Source organism: Blastomonas sp. (genome assembly GCF_030373265.1).
In the GTDB taxonomy this organism is placed as follows: domain Bacteria; phylum Pseudomonadota; class Alphaproteobacteria; order Sphingomonadales; family Sphingomonadaceae; genus Blastomonas.
On sequence record NZ_JAUCZC010000010.1, the window covers coordinates 53,341 to 77,244 of the forward strand.

Genomic DNA, 23,904 nt, shown 5'->3' on the forward strand with positions numbered 1-23,904 from the left:
AGCCCCTGTCGATCAGCGGCAAGTGGTTTGGCAAGCCTCTCGCCAAGCTGGATATGCCCCGCTAAACCCGCCTCGTCCCGAAGCCTGAAGAAAGAGAACAGCCATGCCGCACAGCGCCGATGCCATCTGGCAATCGATTGCAAATCACCCCCGCCAGACGCTTGGCCAGCTGTTCACCGAGGACGCGGACAGGCTGGCGCAGCTGTCGCAACGCTTGCCCGTTGGCGGCACGGACATATTGTTCGATTTTTCCAAGACCCATCTGGATAGCGGGCTGATCGCACGTTTCGGCGAACTTGCCGAGGCGATGCACCTGGCCGGGATGCGTGACCAGTTCCTGTCGGGGGCGAAGATCAACACCAGCGAGGACCGGGCGTCCGAACACCCCGCCGAGCGCGGCATGGGCGCTGCCGATGCGGTCGAACAGGCAACCGCGCTCCACGCTCGGATGGCGGCGCTGGTCGAAGCCATCGAAGAAGGGCTGCTCGGCGAAATCCGCCATATCCTGCACATCGGCATCGGCGGATCGGCGCTGGGTCCCAAATTGGTGATCGATGCACTGTGCCGCGACAGCGACCGTTATGACGTCGCCGTGGTCGCGAACGTCGATGGCGAGTCCCTGTCCGAGGCGGTGGCCAATTTCGATCCTGCCAAGACATTGGTCGCGATCGCATCGAAGACCTTCACCACCACCGAAACGCTGATGAACGCCAACAGCGCGATCGAATGGCTGCGCGAGGGCGGGGTGGACGATCCCTTTGGCCAGCTGGTCGCGCTGACCGCTGCGCCCGACAAGGCCGCCGAATGGGGCATCGACGAGACCCGCATCCTGCCGTTCGCCGAGAGTGTCGGCGGACGCTACTCGGTGTGGTCGAGCATCGGCTTTCCAGTCGCGATGGCGCTGGGCAACGAGGGGTTCGCGGCATTCCGCGCCGGTGCGCTCGCGATGGACCAGCATTTCGCCACCGCCCCCTGGGAGCGCAACCTGCCGGTGCTCGCGGCCTTTGCCGACCTGTATTACGCGCAGGTCCGTGGCTGCCAGACGCGGGCGGTGTTCGCCTATGACGAGCGGTTGCGGTTGCTGCCCGACTATCTCCAGCAGCTCGAGATGGAGAGCAACGGCAAGCTGGTGATGCGCGACGGTTCTGCGCTCACCCGGCCCAGCGCGCCGATCACTTGGGGCGGGGTGGGCACCGACGCCCAGCACGCGGTATTCCAGCTGCTCCATCAAGGCACGCATCTGGTGCCGGTGGAGTTTATCGCGGCGCGGCTTTCGGTGCATGAATTCGACGAGGCGCACCACCGTGCGTTGCTCACCAACTGCTTTGCGCAAGGGGCGGCGCTGATGCAGGGCAAGGCCAGCGACGACCCGCAGCGCAGCTATCCCGGCGACCGGCCATCGGTGACGATCCTGCTCGACAACGTTGACCCAGCGAGCCTGGGGGCGATGCTGGCGTTCTACGAACACCGCACCTTCGCCAACGCGATGCTGCTGGGGATCAATCCTTTTGACCAGTTCGGTGTTGAATTGGGCAAGGAAATCGCCAAATCCATGGACAACCGCCAGTCCGGCGATTTCGACCCTTCCACCGCCGCGCTGATCGAGGCTGCAGGTCTGTAAGGGCCGTTCCCATTCCGATTCCCGGGAGTTTGAGTACATGAGTGACTATGATTTCGACCTGTTCGTCATCGGAGCGGGATCGGGCGGGGTGCGCGCCTCGCGCATCGCCTCGTCGCACGGCGCCAAGGTCGCGGTGGCCGAGGAATACCGCGTCGGCGGCACGTGTGTCATTCGCGGCTGCGTGCCCAAAAAGCTGCTGGTCTATGGGTCGCACTTCGCCGAGGATCTGGAAGACGCGCAGAACTATGGCTGGACCATCGAGGGCGCCAAGTTCAGCTGGCAGGTGTTGCGCGATCGGGTGCTGGGCGATGTCGACCGGCTGAATGCGGCGTATATCTCGACGCTCACCAACCACAACGTCACGATCATCGACCAGCGCGCGACGATCATCGCGCCGCACCGGGTGAAGCTTGCCAGCGGCAAGGAGATCAGCGCGAAGTACATCCTGATCGCCGTTGGCGCGCGTCCGTTCGTTCCCGAATTCCCGGGCGCCGAGCATATCCTGACCTCGAACGAGATGTTCCACCTCGACGAACTCCCCAAGCGCGCGGTGATCGCGGGCGGCGGCTATATCGCCAACGAGTTCGCCGGCATTCTCAATGGCCTGGGCACCAAGGTGACCATCGTCAACCGGAGTGACAGCATTCTGCGCGGCTATGATGAATCGTTGCGCGACCGGCTGCTGCAGATTTCGATGACCAAGGGGATCGAGTTCAAGTTCAACGCACCGTTCGAGAAGATCGAAAAGCGCGAGGACGGCACGCTCGACGTCTATCTCAAGGGTCAGGACCCGATCCATACCGATATCGTGATGTTCGCCACCGGACGCGTTCCCAATGTCGAAGGTCTGGGTCTGGAACATGCCGGGATCGAGACTGACGACCTGGGTGCGATCCCGGTGGACGAATACAGCAAGACCAGTTGCGACAGCATCTATGCGGTGGGCGATGTCACCAACCGTGTGCAGTTGACCCCGGTGGCGATCCGAGAGGGGCAGGCGTTCGCCGATACCGTGTTCGGCGACAAGCCGAGCACCGTCGATTACAACTGCATTCCCACCGCGGTGTTCTCGCAGCCGCCGATTGCCTCTGTCGGCCTGACCGAAGGCGAGGCGCGCAACCGCTATGGCAACATCCGCGTCTATTCGTCCGACTTCCGCCCGATGCGCAACGTGTTCGCACACCGGGCCGAGCGCGGGCTTTACAAGATGATCACCGAGGAACCCTCGGGCAAGATCCTCGGGCTGCACATGATCGGCCCGGATTCGCCCGAAATCCTGCAGGCGGCGGCGATCGCGGTAAAGGCGGGGCTGACCAAGCAGGCGTTCGACGACACCGTGGCGCTGCACCCCAGCATGGCCGAAGAACTGGTGCTGATGAAGTAAGCGCCGACGCGCGCTTGATCGTTACCCGATCCGGTACGGCACCATGCCGCGCCGGTCGGGGTCGATCAGCAACGGGCGATCGGTGGGCGGAAACGCGCGCTGGTCGCAATTGTCGCGCGGGCAGGTGCGGCAGCCGATCCCGATCGGGGTGACCGCGCCCACCGCGGTGGTATCGAGCCCGTCGGCATAGATGAAATGCCGCGCGTGCTCGACCTCGCAGCCTAAAGCGACGGCATAGCGGCGCGGCTTGCGGCCATAGCTGCCCGAGGGCTTGACCAGCCCCTTGGCCATCGAGACATAGCGCACCCCGTCGGGGGTCTCGGCGAGCTGGACGAGAATGCGGTCGGGGATCGCGGCGGCCTCGTGCACCACCCAGAGCGGACACGCGCCACCGAAGCGCGCGAACTGCAACCGGGTGGCGCTGTGCCGTTTGGTGATGTTGCCCGCCATGTCGACCCGGCAGAAGAACACCGGCAGCCCGCGCGCGCCGGGCCGCTGCAGCGTCGACAGCCGGTGGCACGCTTGCTCGAAGCTCACCCCGAAGCTCTGGCTCAATTGCTCGATATCATGACGGCACGCCATCGCGGTGTTGCGAAAGCGCGCATAGGGCATCGCCAGCGCGCCGGCGGCATAGTTCGCCAGCCCCACCGCGACCAGCCTGCGCGCCTGTTCGCTGCGCAAATCAGCGCTGGCGGCGAGCGCGGCGATGGCATCGCGCATCTCCTCGGCCACCAGCCGGTGCGCGAGCTGGAAATAGCGCGATTCGGGCGCCATGCTGCGATCAAGCGACAGCGTGCGGCTGTCCCGGTCGAACCGGCTGAGCGATGTGTCGGCTGTGGTGCCCTGGTGCCAGCCCAGCGTGATGCCATGGCGTTGGTTCAGCCGGTCGGACAGCCCGTCCGCGTTCAGCGCGTCACCGAGCTGTTCCGCAATCCGCTCGGCCTCGCGGTCGAGCAGGTCGATGTAATTGCCCGCTTCGTGAAACCAGTCGCGCACCTCTTCCCAGGGCAGCCGCGCGGCGTGCTGCCCGGTGCCCGCGAGGCTGTCGTCGAGCATCGCGGCGCGTTCCTGCGCCTGGCGGTATCCCTGATACAGCGTCGAGAGCATAGCAGCGAAATCGGGCTGCACTTCCTGCCAGCGCGCGAGCCTTGCCGGGTCGATGTCTGCGCCTGCGAAAAGCGGGTCGTCGAGGATTGGCTGCAACACTTCGCCGGTGCCGTCTTCAGCCTCGGTATCGAACGCAAACCGCCGCGACAATGCGGTCAGCACCGCGGTGGTCACCGGGCGCTCGTCGTTCTCGATCTGGCTGAGATAGCTCGCCGAAATCCCCAAGGCCTCGGCCATCGCTGCCTGGTTGAGACCACTGCGGCGGCGGGATGCGCGAACGCGGGATCCGGCATAGAGGCGCTTGCGGGTCGACATGCCTCATCGCTAGTTTGCAAACATGCGCTTTGCAAGTTTGCAATTTAACATTTGCGCCTGCCTTCAAAGGCTGAAAAGGATGCGGTCCGAAATTCAGACAAGAGGGATGCGATGCAGGCCATATTGGAAGAACTCGCCGAGCGGCGCGAGAAAGCGCATCTGGGCGGCGGCGAAAAGCGCATCGCAGCCCAGCATAGCAAGGGCAAGCTGACCGCGCGCGAACGCATCGACGTGCTGCTCGATCCGGGCAGTTTCGAGGAGCTCGACATGTACGTCGAGCACAACTGCACCGACTTCGGCATGCAGGACCAGATCATCCCCGGCGACGGCGTTGTCACCGGATCGGGCACGGTCAACGGCCGCCTCGTCTTCGTGTTCAGCCAGGACTTCACCGTGTTCGGCGGATCGCTCTCGGAGCGCCACGCGCAGAAGATCTGCAAGATCATGGACATGGCGCTCAAGGTCGGCGCGCCGGTGATCGGCCTCAACGATTCGGGCGGCGCGCGCATCCAGGAAGGCGTGGCGTCACTCGGCGGTTATGCCGAGGTGTTCCAGCGCAACGTGCTGGCATCGGGCGTGGTGCCGCAGCTCAGCCTGATCATGGGGCCTTGCGCTGGCGGCGCGGTCTACAGCCCCGCGATGACCGACTTCATCTTCATGGTGAAGGATTCGAGCTACATGTTCGTCACCGGCCCCGATGTGGTCAAGACCGTGACCAACGAGGTGGTGACGCAGGAGGAGCTCGGCGGTGCCGTCACGCACACCGCCAAGTCGGGCGTCGCCGATGTCGCGTTCGACAACGACATCGAGGCGCTGCTCGCCGCGCGCGATCTGATCGATTATCTGCCGCTGTCGAACCGCGAGGATCTGCCCGAGCGCCCGACCGCGGACCCGTTCGACCGGATCGAGAACAGCCTCGACACGCTGATCCCGGCCAACCCGAACATGCCCTATGACATGCACGAGCTGATCAGGAAGACGCTCGACGAGGGCGAGTTCTTCGAGATCCAGCCGACCCACGCGGGCAACATCATCACCGGCTTCGGCCGGATCGAAGGCCGTACGGTGGGCGTCGTCGCCAACCAGCCGATGGTGCTAGCGGGATGTCTCGACATCAACTCGTCCAAGAAAGCCGCGCGCTTTGTGCGCTTCTGCGATTGCTTCGAGATCCCGATCATCACCTTTGTCGACGTCCCCGGCTTCCTGCCCGGCGTGGCGCAGGAACACAGCGGCATCATCAAGCACGGCGCGAAATTGCTCTATGCCTATGCCGAGGCGACGGTCCCGAAGATCACCGTCATCACCCGCAAGGCCTATGGCGGCGCGTACGACGTGATGGCGTCAAAGCACCTGCGCGGCGACCTCAACTACGCCTGGCCCACCGCCGAAATCGCGGTGATGGGCGCCAAGGGCGCGGTCGAGATCATCTTCCGTGGGCGTACAGCGGACGAGATCGCCGAACGCACCAAGGAATACGAAGCCCGCTTCGCCAACCCGTTCGTCGCGGCCTCCAAGGGCTTTATCGACGAGGTGATCATGCCGCATTCGACAAGGCGGCGGATCGCGCTGGGCTTGCGCAAGCTGCGCAACAAGCAGCTGGAAAATCCCTGGAAGAAGCATGACAATATTCCGTTGTGATCATTGAACTCGAAAAGCTCAAGGCGCTTCTTTGGGAAGAGTGGGACCCTATAGGGGTGAACCAGTTTGCGAGCGCTAAAGACGAATATGACAGCTATGCCTTTCAGCTTTTTCAAATGCTCCATGCCGGAGCTGGACTTCAGGACATTGAAGCATTCTTAAAATGGGCCGAGCAAGAAAACATGGGCTTGAACCCGACAGGTGTTCACAGCCAAATCGCTGAGAAAGTGATGAACATTCATAGGAACGGACAATGAAGCTAGGCCGTCTCAATCATATTGGCGTCGCCACGCCCTCGATCGCGGATGCCATCGTGTTCTACCGCGATGTCATGGGCGCGACCAAGATCCATGATCCGTTCGACCTGCCCGAACAGGGGGTGAAGGTGTGCTTTGTCGATACGCCGGGCGCGGATGGCGCGCTCAATGGCACGCAGATCGAACTGATCGAGCCGCTGCCGGGCAATGCCTCGATCGGCTCGTTTCTCGAGAAGAACCCGGCCGGGGGGCAGCATCATATGTGCTATGAGGTGCCCGATATTCATGCAGCGAAAGCGGAGTTCGAGGCGCTGGGCAAGCGGGTATTGGGTGAGCCTCGGATTGGCGCGCACGGGACGTTGATCTTCTTCGTGCATCCCAGGGATATGGGCGGGGTGCTGACCGAGATCATGGAGACGCCGAAGCATTAGACGCCCTCTCCCCTTGAGGGGAGAGGGAAGAGCCACGAAGTGGCGAAGGGAGAGGGGGATCGGACGTCCCGCCAACGTTGGGCGACTGCCCCTCTCCCAACCCTCTCCCCTGAAGGAGAGAGGGCTTTAAGGGAGAAGAATGCCGTCATGACCTACGAAACCATAAAGCTCGAGATCGCCGACCAGATTGCCACCATCACGCTGAACGTGCCCGAGCGGCTGAATGCCTGTTCGCTGCCGATGGCGGGCGAGATCAACGATGCGCTCGATCACCTGGGTGATGCACGCGCGCTGGTCATCACCGGCGCGGGCAAGGGTTTCTGCTCGGGGGCGGATCTGACCGGCGGGCGTGACAGCTCGATTTCGGGCGGGCAGGGCAGCTACAAGGCGCTGACCCAGCACTACAATCCGATGCTGCTCAAGCTGCACCGTCTGCACATCCCGACAATCAGCGCAGTCAATGGCCCTGCCGCAGGCGTCGGTTGCTCGATCGGCCTCGCGCCCGATTTCGTCGTGGCGAGCGAAAAGGCCTATTTCCTGCAGGCGTTCGTCAACATCGGTCTGGTGCCCGATGGCGGCGCGAGCTGGATGCTCACCCGGTTGATCGGCAAGGCGCGCGCGACCGAGATGATGATGCTGGGCGAAAAGATCCCCGCCGCCAAGGCGCACGACTGGGGCATGGTCTACAAGGTGGTCGAGCACGACAGCCTGATCGACGAGGCGATGGCGCTGGCCGCGCGGCTGGCCGCGATGCCCACCGTGGCGCTCGGCATCATGCGCAAGAACCTGGTCGAAGCGCTCGAATGCGACTTCGCCACCGCGCTGACCCGCGAGGCCGAAGGCCAGAAGATCGCCGGCGACACCAACGATGCGCGCGAAGGCGCAATCTCCTTCCTGCAGAAGCGCAAGCCGAACTTCACCGGCAGCTGATCACACACACGGGACCGACAGCATGACCGACACACCCAAAATCGCCGACTGGCAGGCTCTGGCCGAAAAGGAGGTCAAGGGACGCGATCTCACCTGGCAGACGCCCGAGGGGATCGCGGTCAAGCCGCTGTATACCGCGGACGATGTGTCGGTCGATCCCGGCCTTCCGGGCTTTGCGCCGTTCACCCGCGGGGTACGCGCCAGCATGTATGCGGGCCGGCCGTGGACGATTCGCCAGTACGCGGGTTTCTCCACCGCCGAGGAATCGAACGCTTTCTATCGCCGCAACCTTGCAGCCGGGCAGAAGGGGCTTTCGGTCGCGTTCGATCTCGCCACCCACCGCGGTTATGACAGCGACCACCCGCGCGTCACCGGCGATGTCGGGAAGGCGGGCGTGGCGATCGACAGCGTCGAGGACATGAAGATCCTGTTCGACGGTATCCCGCTCGACAAGATGTCGGTCAGCATGACGATGAACGGCGCGGTGATCCCGATCCTCGCGTTCTTCATCGTCGCAGGCGAAGAGCAGGGGGTGGATCGCAAACTGCTCGACGGGACCATCCAGAACGACATCCTCAAGGAGTTCATGGTCCGCAACACGTATATCTATCCGCCCGAGCCTTCGATGCGGATCATCTCGGACATCTTCGGCTATACCAGCCGCGAGATGCCCAAGTTCAACAGCATCTCGATCTCCGGCTATCACATGCAGGAAGCCGGCGCGACGCAGGTGCAGGAGCTCGCCTTCACCATCGCCGACGGCATGGAATATGTGAAATACGGTGTCGCCTCGGGCCTCGACATCGACAAGTTCGCCGGGCGCCTCTCGTTCTTCTTCGCCATCGGCATGAACTTCTTCATGGAAATCGCCAAATTGCGCGCCGCGCGCGTGCTGTGGCATCGGGTGATGACCCAGTTGGGCGCGCAGGACGAGCGCTCGAAGATGCTGCGCACCCACTGCCAGACCTCGGGCGTGTCGCTGACCGAGCAGGACCCGTACAACAACGTGATCCGCACCACGATCGAGGCAATGGCCGCGATGCTGGGCGGAACGCAGTCGCTGCACACCAATGCGCTTGATGAAGCGATCGCACTGCCCACCGATTTCTCCGCACGCATCGCCCGCAACACCCAGCTGGTGATCCAGGAAGAAACCGGGATGACCAACGTGGTCGATCCGCTGGGGGGCAGTTACTATATCGAAAGCCTGACGCAGGAACTGGTCGACAAGGCGTGGGAGATCATCGAGCGTGTCGAAAGCGAAGGCGGCATGGCCAAGGCCGTGGCGGCGGGCTGGCCCAAGGCGATGATCGAGGAAGCCGCTGCCGGACGCCAGGCTCGGGTCGATCGCGCCGAGGATGTCGTGGTCGGCGTGAACAAGTATCGCCTGCCGACCGAGGACCATCTCGAGACGCTCAACGTCGACAACGCCAAGGTGCGCGAAGGCCAGGTGGCCCGGATCGCGTCGGTCAAGGCGTCGCGCGATGGCGCTGCCTGCCAGGCTGCGCTCGATGCTTTGCGCGAAGGCGCGAGGGGCGACGGCAATCTGCTCGCGCTCGCGGTCGATGCCGCGCGTGCGCGCGCGACATTGGGCGAGATCAGCCAGGCGATGGAGGATGTGTTCGGGCGCTATGCGACCGTGCCGACCCCGGTGAAGGGCGTCTACAGCGCGCCGTATGTCGATGACGGCCGCTGGGCGCAGGTGGTCGAGGGCGTCAAGGCCGTCGAACGCCGTCTGGGCCGCAAGCCCAAGCTGCTCGTCGCCAAGATGGGCCAGGACGGCCATGATCGCGGCGCGAACGTGATCGCCTCGGCCTTTGGCGACCTCGGCTTCGAGATCGTCTCGGGGCCGCTGTTCCAGACACCCGAAGAGACCGTGGTGCTCGCGCTCGAGAGCGATGTCGATGTCGTCGGCGCTTCGTCGCTGGCCGCCGGGCACAAGACGTTGATCCCCGAGCTGATCGCGGGCCTCAAGGAAGCCGGGCGCAACGACATCAAGGTGATCGTCGGCGGCGTCATCCCGCCGCAGGATTACGACTTCCTCCGCGATGCCGGCGTCCAGGGCATCTACGGCCCCGGATCGAACGTCGTAGAATGCGCTGCGGACGTTCTGCGTCTGCTCGGCCACAACATGCCCCCAGTTCAGGAAGCTGCAGAATGAATGATCTTACTACCCGGTCCCCTGCGCAGGCAGGGGCCCATCGCCTGGTCTCTCCAAATCATGCTGCGCCAGCCGGACGCTCAGGAGATGGGCCCATGCCTGCGCAGGGAACCGCAAGGACAGACTGGAGCCGCGATGAAATCACTGCGCTGTTCGATCTGCCGTTCAACGACCTGATGTTCGAGGCGCAGACCATCCACCGCACCAATTTCCCGCGCAACGAAGTCCAGCTCTCGACCTTGCTGTCGATCAAAACCGGCGGTTGCCCCGAGGATTGCGGCTATTGCAGCCAATCGACTGCGGCCGAAAGCGGGGTCAAGGCGACCAAGCTGCTCGACGTGCAGGCGGTGCTGCAGGCCGCGGCACAGGCCAAGGACCACGGCTCGGGCCGGTTCTGCATGGGCGCGGCGTGGCGCAACCCCAAGGATCGCGACATCCCCAAGCTCGCCGCGATGGTCAAGGGCGTGCGCGAGATGGGCATGGAAACCTGCATGACGCTGGGCATGCTCACCGCGAGCCAGGCCAAGCAGCTCGCCGATGCTGGGCTCGATTACTACAACCACAACATCGACACCGCGCCCGAGAACTACGCCAACGTCATCACCACCCGCACCTTCGAGGACCGGATGGAGACATTGGACAACGTGCGTTCGGCAGGCATCAACGTGTGCTGCGGCGGCATCGTTGGCATGGGCGAGACGCGCTCCGACCGCATCGGCTTCATCCACGCGCTTGCCACCATGCCGCACCCGGAAAGCGTGCCGATCAACGCGCTCGTCCCGGTCAAGGGCACGGTGCTGGGCGACATGCTCGCCGACACGCCGCTCGCCAAGATCGACGAGATCGAGTTCGTTCGCACGGTGGCGGTCGCGCGCATCACCATGCCGCGCTCGATGGTACGGCTGAGCGCGGGCCGCGAGAGTATGTCCGAAAGCTGCCAGGCTCTGTGCTTCATGGCGGGCGCGAACAGCATCTTCACCGGCGACAAGCTGCTCACCGCGCCCAATGCCGGCGACGACAAGGATGGCGCGCTGCTGAGCAAACTCGGCATGAAGGCGATGGCCGCACAGCCGCATGGGCATCTCGAGGCAGCGGAGTGAGCTTGCGCTTGCTGTTCCTGCTCTTGCTGTCGTTTGTCGGCGTGACGACCGCCCATGCGCAGCCTGTGCCGATCACCATCGGCGAGACGCACACGCTGGCGTCGAACCCGTTGGCGCAGGAGCGGGTGGTCAACGTCTATCTGCCTGCCGATTACGCGACATCGGGCAAGACCTACCCGGTGCTCTATCTCATCGATGGCGGGCTGGACCAGGACTTTTTGCATATCGCGGGCACGTCTGCGCTCGGCGCGTTGTGGGCGCGGTCGCAGGATGTGATCGTGGTCGGCGTTGCCACGAAGGACCGCAGGCGCGAACTGACAGGGCCGACCAGCGACCCCGCGCTGCTCAAGGAGTTTCCGACCGCGGGAGGCTCGGCAGCTTTTCGCGCCTTTATCCGTGATGAAGTCATGCCGATGGTCGCCAAGAGCTATCGCATCTCGGGGCAAACCGGCGTGATCGGGGAATCGCTCGCCGGGCTGTTCATCGTCGAGACCTATCTCACCGAGCCCGACCTGTTCGATCACTATGCTGCGATCAGCCCGAGCCTGTGGTGGGACGACGAGCGGCTGGCCAAGGCTTCGGGCGCTCTGCTCGCCAAACCTTCTGCCAAGCCGCACCGGCTGTACCTCACGATCGCCAACGAAGGCCGCGAGATGCAGACCGGGGTCGACCGGCTGACCGCGGCACTGGCCGCCCGCAAGCGTGCGGATCAGACCTGGTGCTATGCGCCACGCCCCGATCTGACCCACGCGACGATTTATCACACCGTCTCATCCGAGGCGCTCCAGTTCCTCTTCCCAACTTCGGTCGAGCAAGACCCAAAAAGTGGATTTGACCTATCATGCCAATCACCAAAATCCTGATTGCCAACCGCGGCGAGATCGCCTGCCGCGTCATCCGCACCGCCCGCAAGATGGGTATCAAGACGGTGGCCGTCTATTCGGATGCCGACGCGCGCAGCCCGCATGTCGAGATGGCGGATGAAGCGGTGCACATCGGCCCGTCGCCCGCCGCGCAGTCCTATCTGCTTGCCGACAAGATCATCGAGGTGTGCAAGGCCACCGGCGCGGATGCGGTACACCCCGGCTATGGTTTTCTCTCGGAGCGCACCAGCTTTGCCGAGGCGCTGAAGGCAGCGGGCATCACCTTTATCGGCCCACCTCCCGGCGCGATCGCCGCGATGGGCGACAAGATCGAGTCCAAGAAACTGGCCTTGGAAGCGGGCGTTAACGTCGTGCCGGGCTTTGTCGGCGAGATCGACGATACCGAGCATGCCGTGCGGATTGCGGGCGAGATCGGCTATCCGGTGATGATGAAGGCGTCAGCCGGCGGTGGCGGCAAGGGCATGCGGCTGGCCTATACCGAGCAGGACGTGCGCGAGGGCTTCGAGGCGACCAAGCGCGAAGGCCTTGCCAGCTTTGGCGACGACCGCGTGTTCATCGAGAAGTTCATCCTCCAGCCGCGCCACATCGAAATCCAGGTGCTCGGCGACCAGCATGGCAACATCGTCTATCTCGGCGAACGCGAATGCTCGATCCAGCGCCGCCACCAGAAGGTGGTCGAAGAAGCGCCATCGCCGTTCGTCACCCCCGAAATGCGCAAGAAGATGGGCGAGCAGGCGGTCGCGCTGGCGCGGGCCGTCGGCTATTACAGCGCAGGCACGGTCGAGCTGATCGTCTCGGGCGCCGACACCACCGGCGAGGGCTTCTACTTCCTCGAGATGAACACCCGGCTTCAGGTCGAACACCCCGTGACCGAACTGGTCACCGGGCTGGACCTTGTCGAGCAGATGATCCGCGTCGCCAATGGCGAGCCGCTCGGCTTCACCCAGGACGACGTCAAGCTGACCGGCTGGGCAGTCGAGAACCGCGTCTATGCCGAAGACCCCTATCGCGGTTTCCTGCCGTCGATCGGCCGTCTGGTGCGCTACAACCCGCCCAAGCAGAAGAAGGGCGTGCGCGTCGATGACGGCGTCGAAGAGGGCGGCGAGGTCTCGATCCATTACGATCCGATGATCGCCAAGCTGATCACCTATGGCGATACGCGCATCGAGGCGATCGACCGGCAGATCCTGGCGATCGACCGGTTCGAGCTCGAAGGCCCCGGACATAATCTCGATTTCGTCTCGGCGCTGATGCAGCACCCCCGCTTCCGCTCGGGCAACATCACCACCGGCTTCATCGCCGAGGAATATCCCGACGGTTTCCACGGCGCTCCGGCGTCGCCCGAGCTGCTCCAGCGGCTCGCAGCGATCGCGGCGTTCATCGCGACAGCAGAGGCCGATCGCAGCTTGCGGGTCAGCGGGCAGCTCGGCAACCGCTTGACCCCACCATCCGAATGGCGTGTGCGGCATGGGGATGTCGCGATGGAGGTCTCGGTCAGCGAAGACGCGATCGTGGTCGATGGCGAGGTCGTCGACATGGCCATGGGCTATACCCCCGGTGACCGCATGGCGATCGCGGACTTCGGCGACGAGGACGTATCCGACGAGCTTGCGGTCAAGGTCCAGCGCACCCGCACCGGCTTTGCGCTCACCGCGCGCGGCGCCACGCATCGGTTCGAGGTGTTGCCCGCGCATGTTGCGCAGCATGCCCGCCACATGATCGAGAAGGTGCCGCCCGATCTGTCGCGCTTCCTGCTCTGCCCGATGCCCGGCCTTCTGGTGAAGCTGCACGTCGCCGAGGGCGACAAGGTGCAGCCGGGCCAGCCGCTGGCGATCGTCGAAGCGATGAAGATGGAGAACATCCTGCGCGCTGAAAAGGCCGCCACGGTCAAGACGATCAGCGCTGCCGAAGGGGATAGCCTTGCCGTCGATGCGGTGATACTCGAACTCGAATAGGGACGTATTTGGGGAGATGCTGGATGGCCGCAACGGTCGCAGCAAACGGGGACACCATCACGCCGAGCAAGTCGGATATTCGGCTGGTCATCGGCGCATCATCGCTTGGCACCATTTTCGAATGGTACGACTTTTTTATCTACGGCACGCTCGCCGCGATCATCGGGCGGACGTTCTTTCCCAGCGGCAATGTCACGCTCGAGACGCTGCTGGTCTGGGCGGGCTTTGCCGTGGGATTCGGCTTTCGGCCCTTGGGCGCGATCCTGTTCGGCTTTCTGGGTGATCGGCTGGGGCGCAAGTACACGTTCCTGGTGACGGTGACGCTGATGGGCGTCGCCACCGCGGGTGTCGGCCTGATCCCGTCGGCGGACACCATCGGCATTGCCGCGCCGATCATCATCATCCTGTTGCGCATCCTGCAGGGGCTGGCGCTGGGTGGCGAATATGGCGGCGCTGCAATCTATGTGTCCGAACACGCCCCACCCGAAAAGCGCGGATTCTATACCAGCTTCATCCAGGCGAGCGTCGTCGGCGGCTTCGTGCTCAGCCTTGTCGTCGTGCTCGGCTGCAAGGCGATCATGAGCGATGCGGTGTGGAACGAGTGGGGCTGGCGCGTGCCGTTCCTGCTGTCGCTGCTGCTGCTCGCGGTGTCGCTGTGGATGCGGCTCAAGCTGTCCGAAAGCCCGGTGTTCAAGGCGATGAAGGCTGATGGCGAACTCGCCGGCAATCCGTTCGTCGAAAGCTTCACCTATCCCGGCAACAAGAAGCGCCTGTTCGTGGCGCTGTTCGGGATCGCTGCGGGGCTTACCGTGATCTGGTACACCGCGATGTTCTCGGCGCTGTCGTTCCTGAAGGGACCGATGCGGGTCGACGATACTGCGGCCGAGATCATCGTCGGCGCCTCGGCGTGCATCTCTATGATGTTCTACATTTATTTCGGATCGCTTTCTGACAAGCTTGGCCGCAAGAAGCCGATCGTGTGGGGCTATGCGCTGACGCTGGTATTGGTGTTCCCCTTGTTCTGGCTGATCGGGAGCGTCGCCAACCCGGCGCTCAACGCCGCGATGGAGCGCGCGCCGGTGGTGATCTCCGGACCCAATTGCGACTATTCGCCCTTCGCCAAGGAACAGACAGGCGACTGCGGCAAGTTGCTTGCGCAATTCACCGCCAAGGGCGTGGGCTACACGCTGAGCGAGGGGCCTCGCGTCGCGGTCAAGATCGGCGATACCGTGGTTTCCGATATCAGCAGCGAGGGCGTCGATGCCGCGCTGCTGGCCGCCGGGTACGACTTCACGCCGCGCGTCCCGCCGATGGCGAGCATAGCGGTGATCGTCGCAGCGCTGGCAGGGCTCGGGGCCCTGTCCGCCGCGACCTATGGTCCGGTCGCCGCGCTGCTTTCGGAGATGTTCCCGCCGCGTATCCGCTACAGTTCGATGTCGATCCCCTATCATTTCGGCACCGGTTATTTCGGCGGTTTCCTGCCGTTCATCGCCAGCTTCATCATCGCCAAGACCGGCAATCCCTATTCCGGATTGTGGTACACCTGGGGCGTGGTGCTCATGGCATTCGTGGTCAGCATGGTCTGGCTGCAGGAAACCCATAAGCCCGGAGTGGAGCCGGAGCATCCCTGACCCATCGCACATTAACGCGAACATGCGGCTTGTACTCGATGGCGCCGCGCTGGTTGCAAACTGGCGGGCGCTGGACAGGCTGAGCGGGAACGCCTCGGCAGGCGCTGCGGTGAAGGCTGATGGCTATGGCCTGGGCGCGGCGGATGTCGTGACCCGGCTGTCCGCGGCAGGCTGTCGGGACTTTTTCGTGGCGCACTGGGCCGAAGCGAAAGCGCTGGCCGGGCTTGTCGACCCTGCGCGTATCGCAGTGCTGCATGGAATCGCGCCGGGCGAGGAAGCACTGGCGCTAGCGGTCGGCGCGGTTCCGGTGCTCAACAGCGCCGATCAGATCGCGCGCTGGCGCAGCGTCGGGGGCGGCACCTGCCATGTGATGATCGATAGCGGGATGGGCCGGCTCGGGATCGACTGGCGCGACGATGTCGCGGGATTGTGCGCGGGCCTCGATATCGATCTGTGCATGAGCCATCTGGCATCGGCTGACGAGGACAGCGCGCAGAACGAAACGCAGCGGCAGCGGTTCGATCAGGTCCGCAGCGGAGTGAACGCGCGCCGCTACAGCCTCGCCAACAGCGCCGGGATCGGACTCGGCCGCGACTATCACCTTGATTGCACCCGGCCTGGCCTGGCGCTTTATGGCGGCGTGCCCTGTGCGGCGCTGGCCGATGTCATTCGACCCGTCATGCGGATCGAGACGCGGGTGTTGCAGGTTCGGCAGATGCAGGCGGGCGATAGCATCGGATACGGCGCAACCTTCACCGCGCCTGCCGCGATGCGCACCGCCACGCTGGCGCTGGGCTATGCCGATGGGTTCAAGCGCGCGCTGTCCGGCATCGGTGGGTTTACCCACAACGGTACGCGGTTGCCGCTGCTGGGGCGTGTCTCGATGGATCTCACCTGCATCGACATCAGCGCCGCGCCGACCTTGCGCGAAGGCGACTGGATCGCTGCCGAACTCGATCTTCGCCAAGTGGAAGCCGCGACCGGGATCAGCCAGTATGAATGGCTGACCCAGATCGGACGGCGGTTTGACCGCGTGTGGGTGGACTGAGCCGCCTGAATACTTTGTCGTCACCCCCGCTTTCGCGGGAATGACGACGGTTTCAGAACTGGCTTACCGTTCGATGCACACCGCGATGCCCATGCCGCCGCCGATGCACAGGGTGGCCAGACCCCGCTTCGCGTCGCGACGCCCCATTTCGTAGAGCAAAGTCGTCAACACGCGCGCCCCGCTCGCGCCGATCGGATGGCCGATGGCGATCGCTCCGCCGTTGACGTTCACCTTTTCGGGATCCCAGCCCATTTCCTGAGTCACCGACAGCGCCTGCGCGGCAAACGCCTCGTTCGATTCGATGAGGTCGAGGTCCTCGACGCTCCAGCCTGCCTTGGCGAGCGCGCGGCGGCTGGCGGAGACCGGCCCGATCCCCATGATCGAGGGGTCGACTCCCATCGAGGCCCAGCTGGCGATCCGGCCCAGCGGGGTCAGGCCGCGCCTGGCCGCATCTTCTTCGCGCATCAGCACCAGAGCGGCCGCGCCGTCGTTGAGGCCGCTGGCGTTGGCTGCGGTAACGGTGCCATCCTTCTTGAAGGCGGGCTTGAGGCCAGCGACGCTCTCATAGGTCGCCCCGGCGCGGATGTACTCGTCATCGGTGACCGTGACATCGCCCTTGCGACCCTTGATCGTCACCGGCGCGATCTCGTCCATGAAGCGACCATCGGCGCGTGCATGTTCGGCCAGGTTCTGCGAGCGGACGGCGAACCGGTCCTGCGCCTCGCGGCTGATCTGGAACTTCTCCGCAAGGTTCTCGGCGGTGATGCCCATGTGATACTGGTTGAACACATCGGTCAGGCCATCATAGACCATGGTGTCGACCAGCTTCATGTCGCCCATTTTCTGGCCGGCGCGCATCATCTGGGCATGCGGAGACATCGACATGTTCTCCTGCCCGCCGGCGACGATCATATCGGCATCGCCATTGGCGATCGACTGGAAACCCAGTGCTACCGCGCGCAGACCCGATCCGCAGACCTGGTTGACGCCATAGGCTGGCACTTCCTTGGGAATGCCCGCGTTGATCGACGCCTGGCGCGCCGGGTTCTGGCCCTGGCCGGCGGTGAGCACCTGGCCCAGGATAACCTCGGAGACGTCCTCGCCGGTGATGCCAGACTGTGCCAGCGCCGCTTCGATCGCGATGCGGCCGAGTTCGTGAGCGGGCGTGGCGGCATAGGCTCCGAGGAAGCTGCCGACCGGAGTGCGCTTGGCGGCGGTGATGACGATGCTGGACATGAGAGAAGTCTCCATCTGACAGAAATGCGCTGGGGCGGAAGGAATGCCCCCTAGTTAGGCGCTTCGTGGGACAGAATCCAATCTTTCAGCATCGGCCAAAGCCGTTTTGGCCCGCTGCTGCCGACGACCATGCCGACATGGCCCGAGGCCAGCACCTCCCTGCCGGGCAGATCGGGGGAGCATGCCAAAGGCACGATGGCATCGCTGGCCGAGGCGAATTCCTTCGCCGGGCCGCGCACCTTGGCCAGGCTGACCTGGATGCCGCCTACACTCCATTCCCCGCGTCCGGTGATGTCCGCTCCATAAAGGCTTTCGAAAAGCTGCTCGCCCAGCGCAAAGGGCAGGGGCTCGCCGCCATTGGCCCAGTCCTCGATCGCGACGAATCGCCGCGCCGCGGCGCTCCCGGCTTCCATCGCTCCGAACGTAAGATATTTCTCGACCAGTTTTTCGGGCGAGAGTGTCCAGAAACCGTGCTGCATCACCTCCATTGGCACCAGTCCCATCCGCGCGCAGGTCGGCCGATGGTGCGCCCACATGCGTCCAAGCTCATTGCGGCGCGCTGCCGGATAACCGCTGAAGTTCCACGGAGTCGCAATCAATGTCAGGCTGCGCACTTCGGCATGGCAGGCGGCGGCCATCGCGATCAGTCCACCAAGGCAATAGCCTACCAGATGCACCGGCCCGGGCAATCGCTCCAGCAGGGGCCGCAGGCGGTCGGTCACCAGCGTGTCGAGCGTGTCCGCACGATCACAGGCGGCCGTTTGGCCCCAGTCTACCAGCGCGCAGGCCAGGCCGTGATCCGCCAGCCAACCCATCAGCGAGCACTCCGCATCCATATCCAGGATATGCGGTGCGTTGATCGGGGATGGCACGAACACGACATCAGGCGTCCCGTGGGGAGACACATCGTTCGGCTTCCCGGTTATGACGCTGCGCAGCATGGTCTTGCCGTGGTGCAGCAAAACCGCGCCCGGGGGGCGCATGAAACTGCGGTCGGCGCGGCGATAGCGCTCAAGCGCCTGCATCAGCAACAGCAGGCGATCGGGGTCGTCGGCGAGCTGCTGACGTGCCAGGGCCAGGAAAAGCGGCAGCGGGCGGGGCGCATGTTGCAGTGCACTATGATGCGGTGCTACAGTGCTGGGGCTTTTATCGGGAGATGCACGCATGGCCAAGTCTGGCACCTCGGATTCGGATGATGTCATCATCATCAAAAAATACGCCAATCGCCGTCTGTATAACACCCGGTCGTCGAGCTACATCACGCTCGACTTCTTGGCCAAGCTGACGCGCGAAGGCAAGGATTTCCAGGTCGTCGATGCCAAGTCCGGCGATGACATCACCCACAACATCCTCACCCAGATTATCATGGAAGAGGAATCGAGCGGCCAGCAGATGCTGCCCGTCGGGTTCCTGCGCGAACTGATCTCGATGTATGGCAATTCGATGCAGTCGATGATTCCGCAATATCTGGAAGCGTCGATGGACGCTTTCCGCAAGAACCAGGAAAAGTTTCATAGCGCGATGGAAGGCAGCATCAAGAACAGCCCGTTCGCCCAGCTCGCCCGCCAGAACCTCGCGATGTTCGAGGCTGCTTCCAGCGCCTTCACTCCGCGCAAGGACAAGGCCGCAGGCACCCCAGGCCAGCCGGGCCAAGCCATGACCGCACCGACGCCCGCCTCGTCATCGGACGATGAGATCGCAGCGCTGAAGGCCCAGCTTTCGGCCATGCAGCGCAAGATCGACGATCTCGTCGACAAGAAATAATCCCTGCAGCGCCTGCGTCCAAACGGGTGATTGCGCATATGGTCGCACTGGCCTAGGCACGCGGGCCTTGTTTGAGTGCATCAGGATCGAGCTTACAGTGACCAAGAAGAACGCGCTGCCCGTCACCCGGCAGGAAGATTTTGCCGCATGGTACCAGGCGGTGATCCAGGAAGCCGATCTCGCCGAGGAATCGGGTGTGCGCGGCTGCATGATCATGCGTCCGTGGGGCTACGGCATCTGGGAGCGCATCCAGATGCTGCTCGACCGGCAGATCAAGGAAACGGGCCACGAGAACTGCTATTTCCCGCTGTTCATCCCCTTGAGCTACTTCGCCAAGGAAGCCGAGCACGTCGATGGCTTCGCCAAGGAAATGGCGGTGGTCACCCACCACCGGTTGAAGATGCACGACGGCGCGCTCGTCGTCGATCCCGAAGCCAAGCTCGAAGAACCCTTGGTCATCCGTCCGACATCCGAAACGATGATCGGCACCGCGTTTTCGCGCTGGCTGCAGAGCTGGCGCGATCTGCCGATCATGGTCAACCAATGGGCCAATGTCGTGCGCTGGGAAATGCGCACCCGCATGTTCCTGCGCACCTCCGAATTCCTCTGGCAGGAAGGGCACACCGCGCACGAGAACGAAGCCGACGCGATGGCCGAGACGCTGACCATCCTCGCGATGTATCGTGACTTCGCGCAGGGCCCGCTGGCCATGCCGGTGATCGCGGGTGAAAAGCCCGAGAACGAGCGTTTTCCTGGGGCTGTCGCAACTTATTCGATCGAAGCGATGATGCAGGACGGCAAGGCGCTGCAGGCGGGGACTTCGCATTATCTCGGCCAGAATTTTGCGCACGCGCAGAACATCCGTTTCCAGGACCGCGAAGGCCAGTTCCAGTTCGCGCACACCACCAGCTGGGGCGTTTCGACGCGCATGGTCGGCGGTGTCATCATGACGCACGGCGATGACGACGGCCTCAAGGTGCCGCCGCAGATCGCGCCGCACCAGATCGTGATCGTGCCGATGCTGCGCGAGACGCCCGAAGACGAGGCGCTGCTCGCTTATTGCGCCAAGATCCGCACCGCGCTGATCGATTCCAGTGCATTCGGCGAACCCTTGCGCGTGCTGATCGACAAGAAGGCGGGCAAGCCCGGTCCCAAGCGCTGGGGTTGGGTCAAGAAGGGCGCGCCGATCATCCTGGAAATCGGTGGCCGCGATGCTGCCGGCGAGCAGGTGACGATGCTGCGCCGCGATTCGCTCTACGACGAGGATGGCAAGCTCGCCAACCAGGCGATGCACTGGGAATCGTTTGTCGGCCAGGCGCCGGCATTGCTCGACCAGATCCAGACCTTGATGTTCTGCGCTGCCAAGCAACGCCTCGATGCCCAGGTGCGTAGCGATGTTACGACCATGGACGAGCTCAAGGCCCATTTCGATGGCAGCAAGTACCCCGGCTGGGTCGCGGTGGACTGGTGCCGCCCGACTGGCGAGGCTTTGGACAAGGTGGTCGAGCAATTGAAGGCGCTGAAACTGACCATCCGCAACACGCCGGAAAATTCCGCACCCGCTGGAGAAACCTGCTTCTTCACAGGCGGCGCTGCGGTCGAGCGCATCCTGCTCGCCCGGGCGTATTGAGCGGCGGGTGGCGCAGGATCGTCCTGGCAAGCCCAAAGGGTCGCGAGCCCACGCTGGCGGTATGCCCGACCGCGACGCGATCCTGAAGTTCATCACCGAGTCCTACGAGCCCGCCGGAAAACGCGAGATCGCCAAGCATTTCAAGCTGAGCGGCGCCGAGAAGATCGCGCTCAAGGCGCTGCTTAAGGATATGGCCGATGAAGGCCTGATCGACAGCGCACCGGGCCGCGCCTTCCACAAGATGGGCGGGTTGCCCAAGGTCACCGTGCTCAAGATCATCGAGGTTGATGGCCGCGAGCTGATCGGGGTGCCCGACAACTGGCAGGCCGAAGGGATGCCCGCGCCCAAGGTCCGGATTTCCGAGCGCGGACGTTCGGGCGCGCTGGCTGTCGGCGACCGTGTGCTCGCGCGCACCGAAGAGGCCGGCGGCGGCTATCGCGCCTTCGTGATGAAGAAGCTGCAACGCGCAGGGGAGCAATTGCTCGGCGTGGTCCAGCGCGACGAGGGCAACGGCAAACTGTGGCTCAAGCCGGTCGACAAGCGCATCCGCCGTCTGGTGCCGATCTCCGATCCCGGCAAGGCCGAGGTCGGCCAGCTTGTTATGGCCGAGCAGAGCGGGCTGCGCGACCGGGTGTCCGCCAAGGTGACCGAGGTGTTGGGTGAGCCCTTCGCGCCGCGCTCGTTCAGCATGGTTGCGATCCACAAGTTCGGGATTCCCGTCGAATTTTCCGCCGAGGCAATCACCGAGGCAGAGCTTGCATCGAAGCTGCCACTGACCACCGAAGCGCGTGAAGACCTGCGCCATCTGCCGATCGTCGCGATCGATCCCGTCGATGCGCGCGACCATGATGATGCGATCTGGGCCGAGCCTGATGACAACCCTGCCAATCCCGGCGGCTTCAAGGCAATCGTCGCGATCGCCGATGTCTCCTATTACGTCCGTCCTGGCGGCGCGATCGACCGTTCGGCGCGCAAGCGCGGCAACAGCGTCTACTTCCCCGACCGCGTCGTGCCGATGCTGCCCGAGATCCTGTCGGCGGACATGTGCTCGCTCAAGGCCGACCAGGACCGCGCGGCGATGGTCTGCCATCTGGTGATCGACGCGAGCGGCAAGCTCAAGGACTGGCGCTTCAGCCGTGCTCTCGTCCGGCTCGCGGCCAACATCGCTTATGAAGATGCGCAGGCCGCGATCGACGGCACCAAGCCGCACGCGCTGACCGAAACCGCGCTGCGCCCGCTCTGGGCATGCTGGAAGCTGCTCTACAAAGCGCGCGGCGACCGCGAACCGCTTGATCTGGATCTGCCCGAGCGGCGGATCGTGCTCGACGACGCTGGCCGCATCGTCAGCGTTGCCACCCGCGAGCGCCTCGACGCGCACCGGCTGGTCGAGGATTTCATGATCGCCGCCAACGTCGCCGCCGCCAAGGCGCTCGAGGGCAAAAAGGCACCGGTGGTCTACCGCGTCCACGAACCGCCTTCGCGCGAGAAGCTGGTCGCGCTCAAGGATTATCTCGAGACCTTCGAGATATCCTTCGCGCTCGGCCAGGTCGTGCGGCCCAAGACCTTCAACGCGATCCTCGCCAAGGTGACCGACGAGACGATCAAGCCGATGGTGATGGAGCAGGTGCTGCGCAGCCAGACCCAGGCCTATTATGGCCCGCGCAACATGGGGCATTTCGGGCTGTCGCTGGGGTCCTATGGCCATTTCACCAGCCCGATCCGGCGCTATGCCGATCTGCTGCTCCATCGCGCATTGGTCGATGCCTACAAGCTCGAGCAGCCCGCGCCCAAGAGCGATCTGCCGCCGTCGACAGGCCTCAGCGATGTCGACGCCGCCTCGCTGGATCGCATTTGCCAATTGATCAGCAGCTTCGAGCGGCGCGCTATGGAGGCCGAGCGCGAGACCGTCGATCGCTATGTCGCAGCCTTTCTCGCCACCCGCATCGGCGAGGTGCACAAGGTGCGGATCACCGGGGTGCAGAATTTCGGATTCTTTGCGACGATCGAGGAGTTCGGTGGCGACGGGCTGGTGCCGGTCTCGACGCTGGGCGCCGAGCGCTTCTGGTATGACGAAAAGGCGCAGACGCTGACCGGCGAGGCCACCGGCGAGCAATATGCTGTTGGCCAGCGGCTCGAACTGCGCCTGGTCGAGGCGGACCCCATCACCGGGGCGATCAAGTTCGAGCTTCCCGAGGGGGGCAACTTCGTGCGCGAGCCCTACCGTGGACGCAACGATGGCAAGCCCAAGCGCCCGCCGATCAAACGCCGTGGACGGCCCGGCAACATCCGCCACCAGAGCCGCTAGACCGGCTCAGCTCATCCGGTCGATTTCCTCGTCGGTCAGGCTGCCTGGCACGATCGTCAGCGGGCAGGGCAGGGCGCCAGCATCGGCGCCTGCAAAGTGCGTGATCAGCGGCCCCGGCGCGCCGCTTGCCGCAGCCCCCAGCACCAGCATCGCAAGGTCCGGGCATTCCTGCATGTAATTGCGGATTTCCCGCGTCGCATCGCCCATCCGCACGGTGATCACCGGACGCTGCCCCATCTCGTCGAACAGGGTTCCGGCAGCGTCCGCGACCAGAGTTTCGGCGCGGCTGCGCGCTTCATCCTCGATGGTCGCCTGCACGCCGCCCCAGGCGACGAAGTCCTGCTTGGGCACCAGCGCCAGGATGTGCACCTGCCCGCCGGTGTGCTGCGCGCGCCGCGAAGCAAAGCGCAGCGCGGTCAGCGCCTCGCTCGTTTCGTCCATGATGACCAGATATACCCGCATAAAATTGCTGCCCCGTTTGCTGTCCTTAAGACTGCGCCAAAATGA

At 64.1% G+C, this 23,904-nt stretch carries 19 protein-coding genes; 15 read left to right on the forward strand and 4 right to left on the reverse strand.

The genetic code is table 11. From position 1 onward, the window contains the following. Nucleotides 1–103: 103 nt before the first annotated feature. Both pgi and gor read left to right on the forward strand, forming a co-directional pair. A complete protein-coding gene (gene pgi, locus QUV11_RS07965; RefSeq protein WP_300881441.1) occupies nt 104–1,621 on the forward strand; it encodes a glucose-6-phosphate isomerase in 1,518 nt (505 codons plus the stop codon). Between the two features lie 37 nt (nt 1,622–1,658). Further along, nucleotides 1,659–3,005 carry a glutathione-disulfide reductase gene (gor, locus tag QUV11_RS07970; RefSeq protein ID WP_300881442.1) on the forward strand — a complete coding sequence of 449 codons (1,347 nt, stop codon included), beginning with the start codon at nt 1,659–1,661 and terminating at the stop codon, nt 3,003–3,005. A 21-nt stretch (nt 3,006–3,026) separates the two neighbouring features. Here gor and QUV11_RS07975 read toward each other — a convergent pair whose 3' ends face one another. Then, complete coding sequence (locus QUV11_RS07975; protein ID WP_300881443.1) at nt 3,027–4,427, reverse strand: short-chain fatty acyl-CoA regulator family protein; 1,401 nt, start codon at nt 4,425–4,427, stop codon at nt 3,027–3,029. 111 nt (nt 4,428–4,538) lie between these two features. On the opposite strand from QUV11_RS07975, the gene QUV11_RS07980 reads away from it, so the two are divergent. The 10 genes from QUV11_RS07980 to alr all read left to right on the forward strand — a co-directional run bounded on the left by QUV11_RS07980 (nt 4,539) and on the right by alr (nt 16,462). After that, nucleotides 4,539–6,065: an acyl-CoA carboxylase subunit beta gene (locus QUV11_RS07980; RefSeq protein WP_300881444.1), complete on the forward strand. Its 1,527-nt coding sequence runs from the start codon at nt 4,539–4,541 to the stop codon at nt 6,063–6,065. After that, on the forward strand, nt 6,062–6,322 hold the full coding sequence (locus tag QUV11_RS07985; protein ID WP_300881445.1) for a hypothetical protein: 261 nt from the start codon (nt 6,062–6,064) through the stop codon (nt 6,320–6,322). The genes QUV11_RS07980 and QUV11_RS07985 overlap by 4 nt, the downstream gene beginning before the upstream one ends. Then, nucleotides 6,319–6,753 (forward strand): methylmalonyl-CoA epimerase, encoded by a 435-nt coding sequence (gene mce / locus QUV11_RS07990; protein ID WP_300881446.1) that lies wholly within the window; start codon nt 6,319–6,321, stop codon nt 6,751–6,753. Before QUV11_RS07985 ends, mce begins: the two co-directional genes overlap by 4 nt. Before the next feature lie 147 nt (nt 6,754–6,900). Further along, nucleotides 6,901–7,683: an enoyl-CoA hydratase-related protein gene (locus tag QUV11_RS07995; RefSeq protein WP_300881447.1), complete on the forward strand. Its 783-nt coding sequence runs from the start codon at nt 6,901–6,903 to the stop codon at nt 7,681–7,683. Nucleotides 7,684–7,705: 22 nt separating this feature from the next. Then, nucleotides 7,706–9,844: a methylmalonyl-CoA mutase gene (scpA, locus tag QUV11_RS08000; protein WP_300881448.1), complete on the forward strand. Its 2,139-nt coding sequence runs from the start codon at nt 7,706–7,708 to the stop codon at nt 9,842–9,844. 95 nt (nt 9,845–9,939) lie between these two features. Continuing rightward, nucleotides 9,940–10,944 carry a biotin synthase BioB gene (gene bioB / locus QUV11_RS08005; protein ID WP_300881449.1) on the forward strand — a complete coding sequence of 335 codons (1,005 nt, stop codon included), beginning with the start codon at nt 9,940–9,942 and terminating at the stop codon, nt 10,942–10,944. Then, entirely contained in the window at nt 10,941–11,807 is an 867-nt protein-coding gene (locus QUV11_RS08010; protein WP_300881450.1) for an alpha/beta hydrolase-fold protein, read from the forward strand. The genes bioB and QUV11_RS08010 overlap by 4 nt, the downstream gene beginning before the upstream one ends. Next, the gene (locus tag QUV11_RS08015) at nt 11,786–13,783 is read left to right on the forward strand and encodes an acetyl/propionyl/methylcrotonyl-CoA carboxylase subunit alpha (protein ID WP_300881451.1); all 1,998 of its coding nucleotides are present in this window, start codon (nt 11,786–11,788) and stop codon (nt 13,781–13,783) included. Before QUV11_RS08010 ends, QUV11_RS08015 begins: the two co-directional genes overlap by 22 nt. Nucleotides 13,784–13,806: 23 nt before the next feature. Then, nucleotides 13,807–15,414 carry an MFS transporter gene (locus QUV11_RS08020; protein ID WP_300881452.1) on the forward strand — a complete coding sequence of 536 codons (1,608 nt, stop codon included), beginning with the start codon at nt 13,807–13,809 and terminating at the stop codon, nt 15,412–15,414. Nucleotides 15,415–15,436: 22 nt separating this feature from the next. After that, the gene (gene alr, locus QUV11_RS08025; RefSeq protein ID WP_300881453.1) at nt 15,437–16,462 is read left to right on the forward strand and encodes an alanine racemase; all 1,026 of its coding nucleotides are present in this window, start codon (nt 15,437–15,439) and stop codon (nt 16,460–16,462) included. 63 nt (nt 16,463–16,525) lie between these two features. On the opposite strand, the gene QUV11_RS08030 is transcribed toward alr, so the two are convergent. After that, nucleotides 16,526–17,698 (reverse strand): acetyl-CoA C-acetyltransferase, encoded by a 1,173-nt coding sequence (locus QUV11_RS08030; RefSeq protein ID WP_300881454.1) that lies wholly within the window; start codon nt 17,696–17,698, stop codon nt 16,526–16,528. Nucleotides 17,699–17,748: 50 nt separating this feature from the next. Continuing rightward, complete coding sequence (locus QUV11_RS08035; RefSeq protein ID WP_300881512.1) at nt 17,749–18,906, reverse strand: alpha/beta fold hydrolase; 1,158 nt, start codon at nt 18,904–18,906, stop codon at nt 17,749–17,751. Here QUV11_RS08035 and phaR point away from each other — a divergent pair. The 3 genes from phaR (at nt 18,863) to rnr (ending at nt 23,397) form a co-directional block, all read left to right on the forward strand. After that, entirely contained in the window at nt 18,863–19,462 is a 600-nt protein-coding gene (phaR, locus tag QUV11_RS08040; RefSeq protein ID WP_300881455.1) for a polyhydroxyalkanoate synthesis repressor PhaR, read from the forward strand. The genes QUV11_RS08035 and phaR overlap by 44 nt on opposite strands. Nucleotides 19,463–19,559: 97 nt before the next feature. Continuing rightward, nucleotides 19,560–21,092 (forward strand): proline--tRNA ligase, encoded by a 1,533-nt coding sequence (proS, locus tag QUV11_RS08045; protein WP_300881456.1) that lies wholly within the window; start codon nt 19,560–19,562, stop codon nt 21,090–21,092. Between the two features lie 61 nt (nt 21,093–21,153). Beyond that, a complete protein-coding gene (rnr, locus tag QUV11_RS08050) occupies nt 21,154–23,397 on the forward strand; it encodes a ribonuclease R (protein ID WP_300881457.1) in 2,244 nt (747 codons plus the stop codon). 6 nt (nt 23,398–23,403) lie between these two features. Here rnr and QUV11_RS08055 read toward each other — a convergent pair whose 3' ends face one another. Beyond that, nucleotides 23,404–23,859: a universal stress protein gene (locus tag QUV11_RS08055; protein WP_300881458.1), complete on the reverse strand. Its 456-nt coding sequence runs from the start codon at nt 23,857–23,859 to the stop codon at nt 23,404–23,406. Between the last annotated feature and the right edge of the window lie 45 nt (nt 23,860–23,904).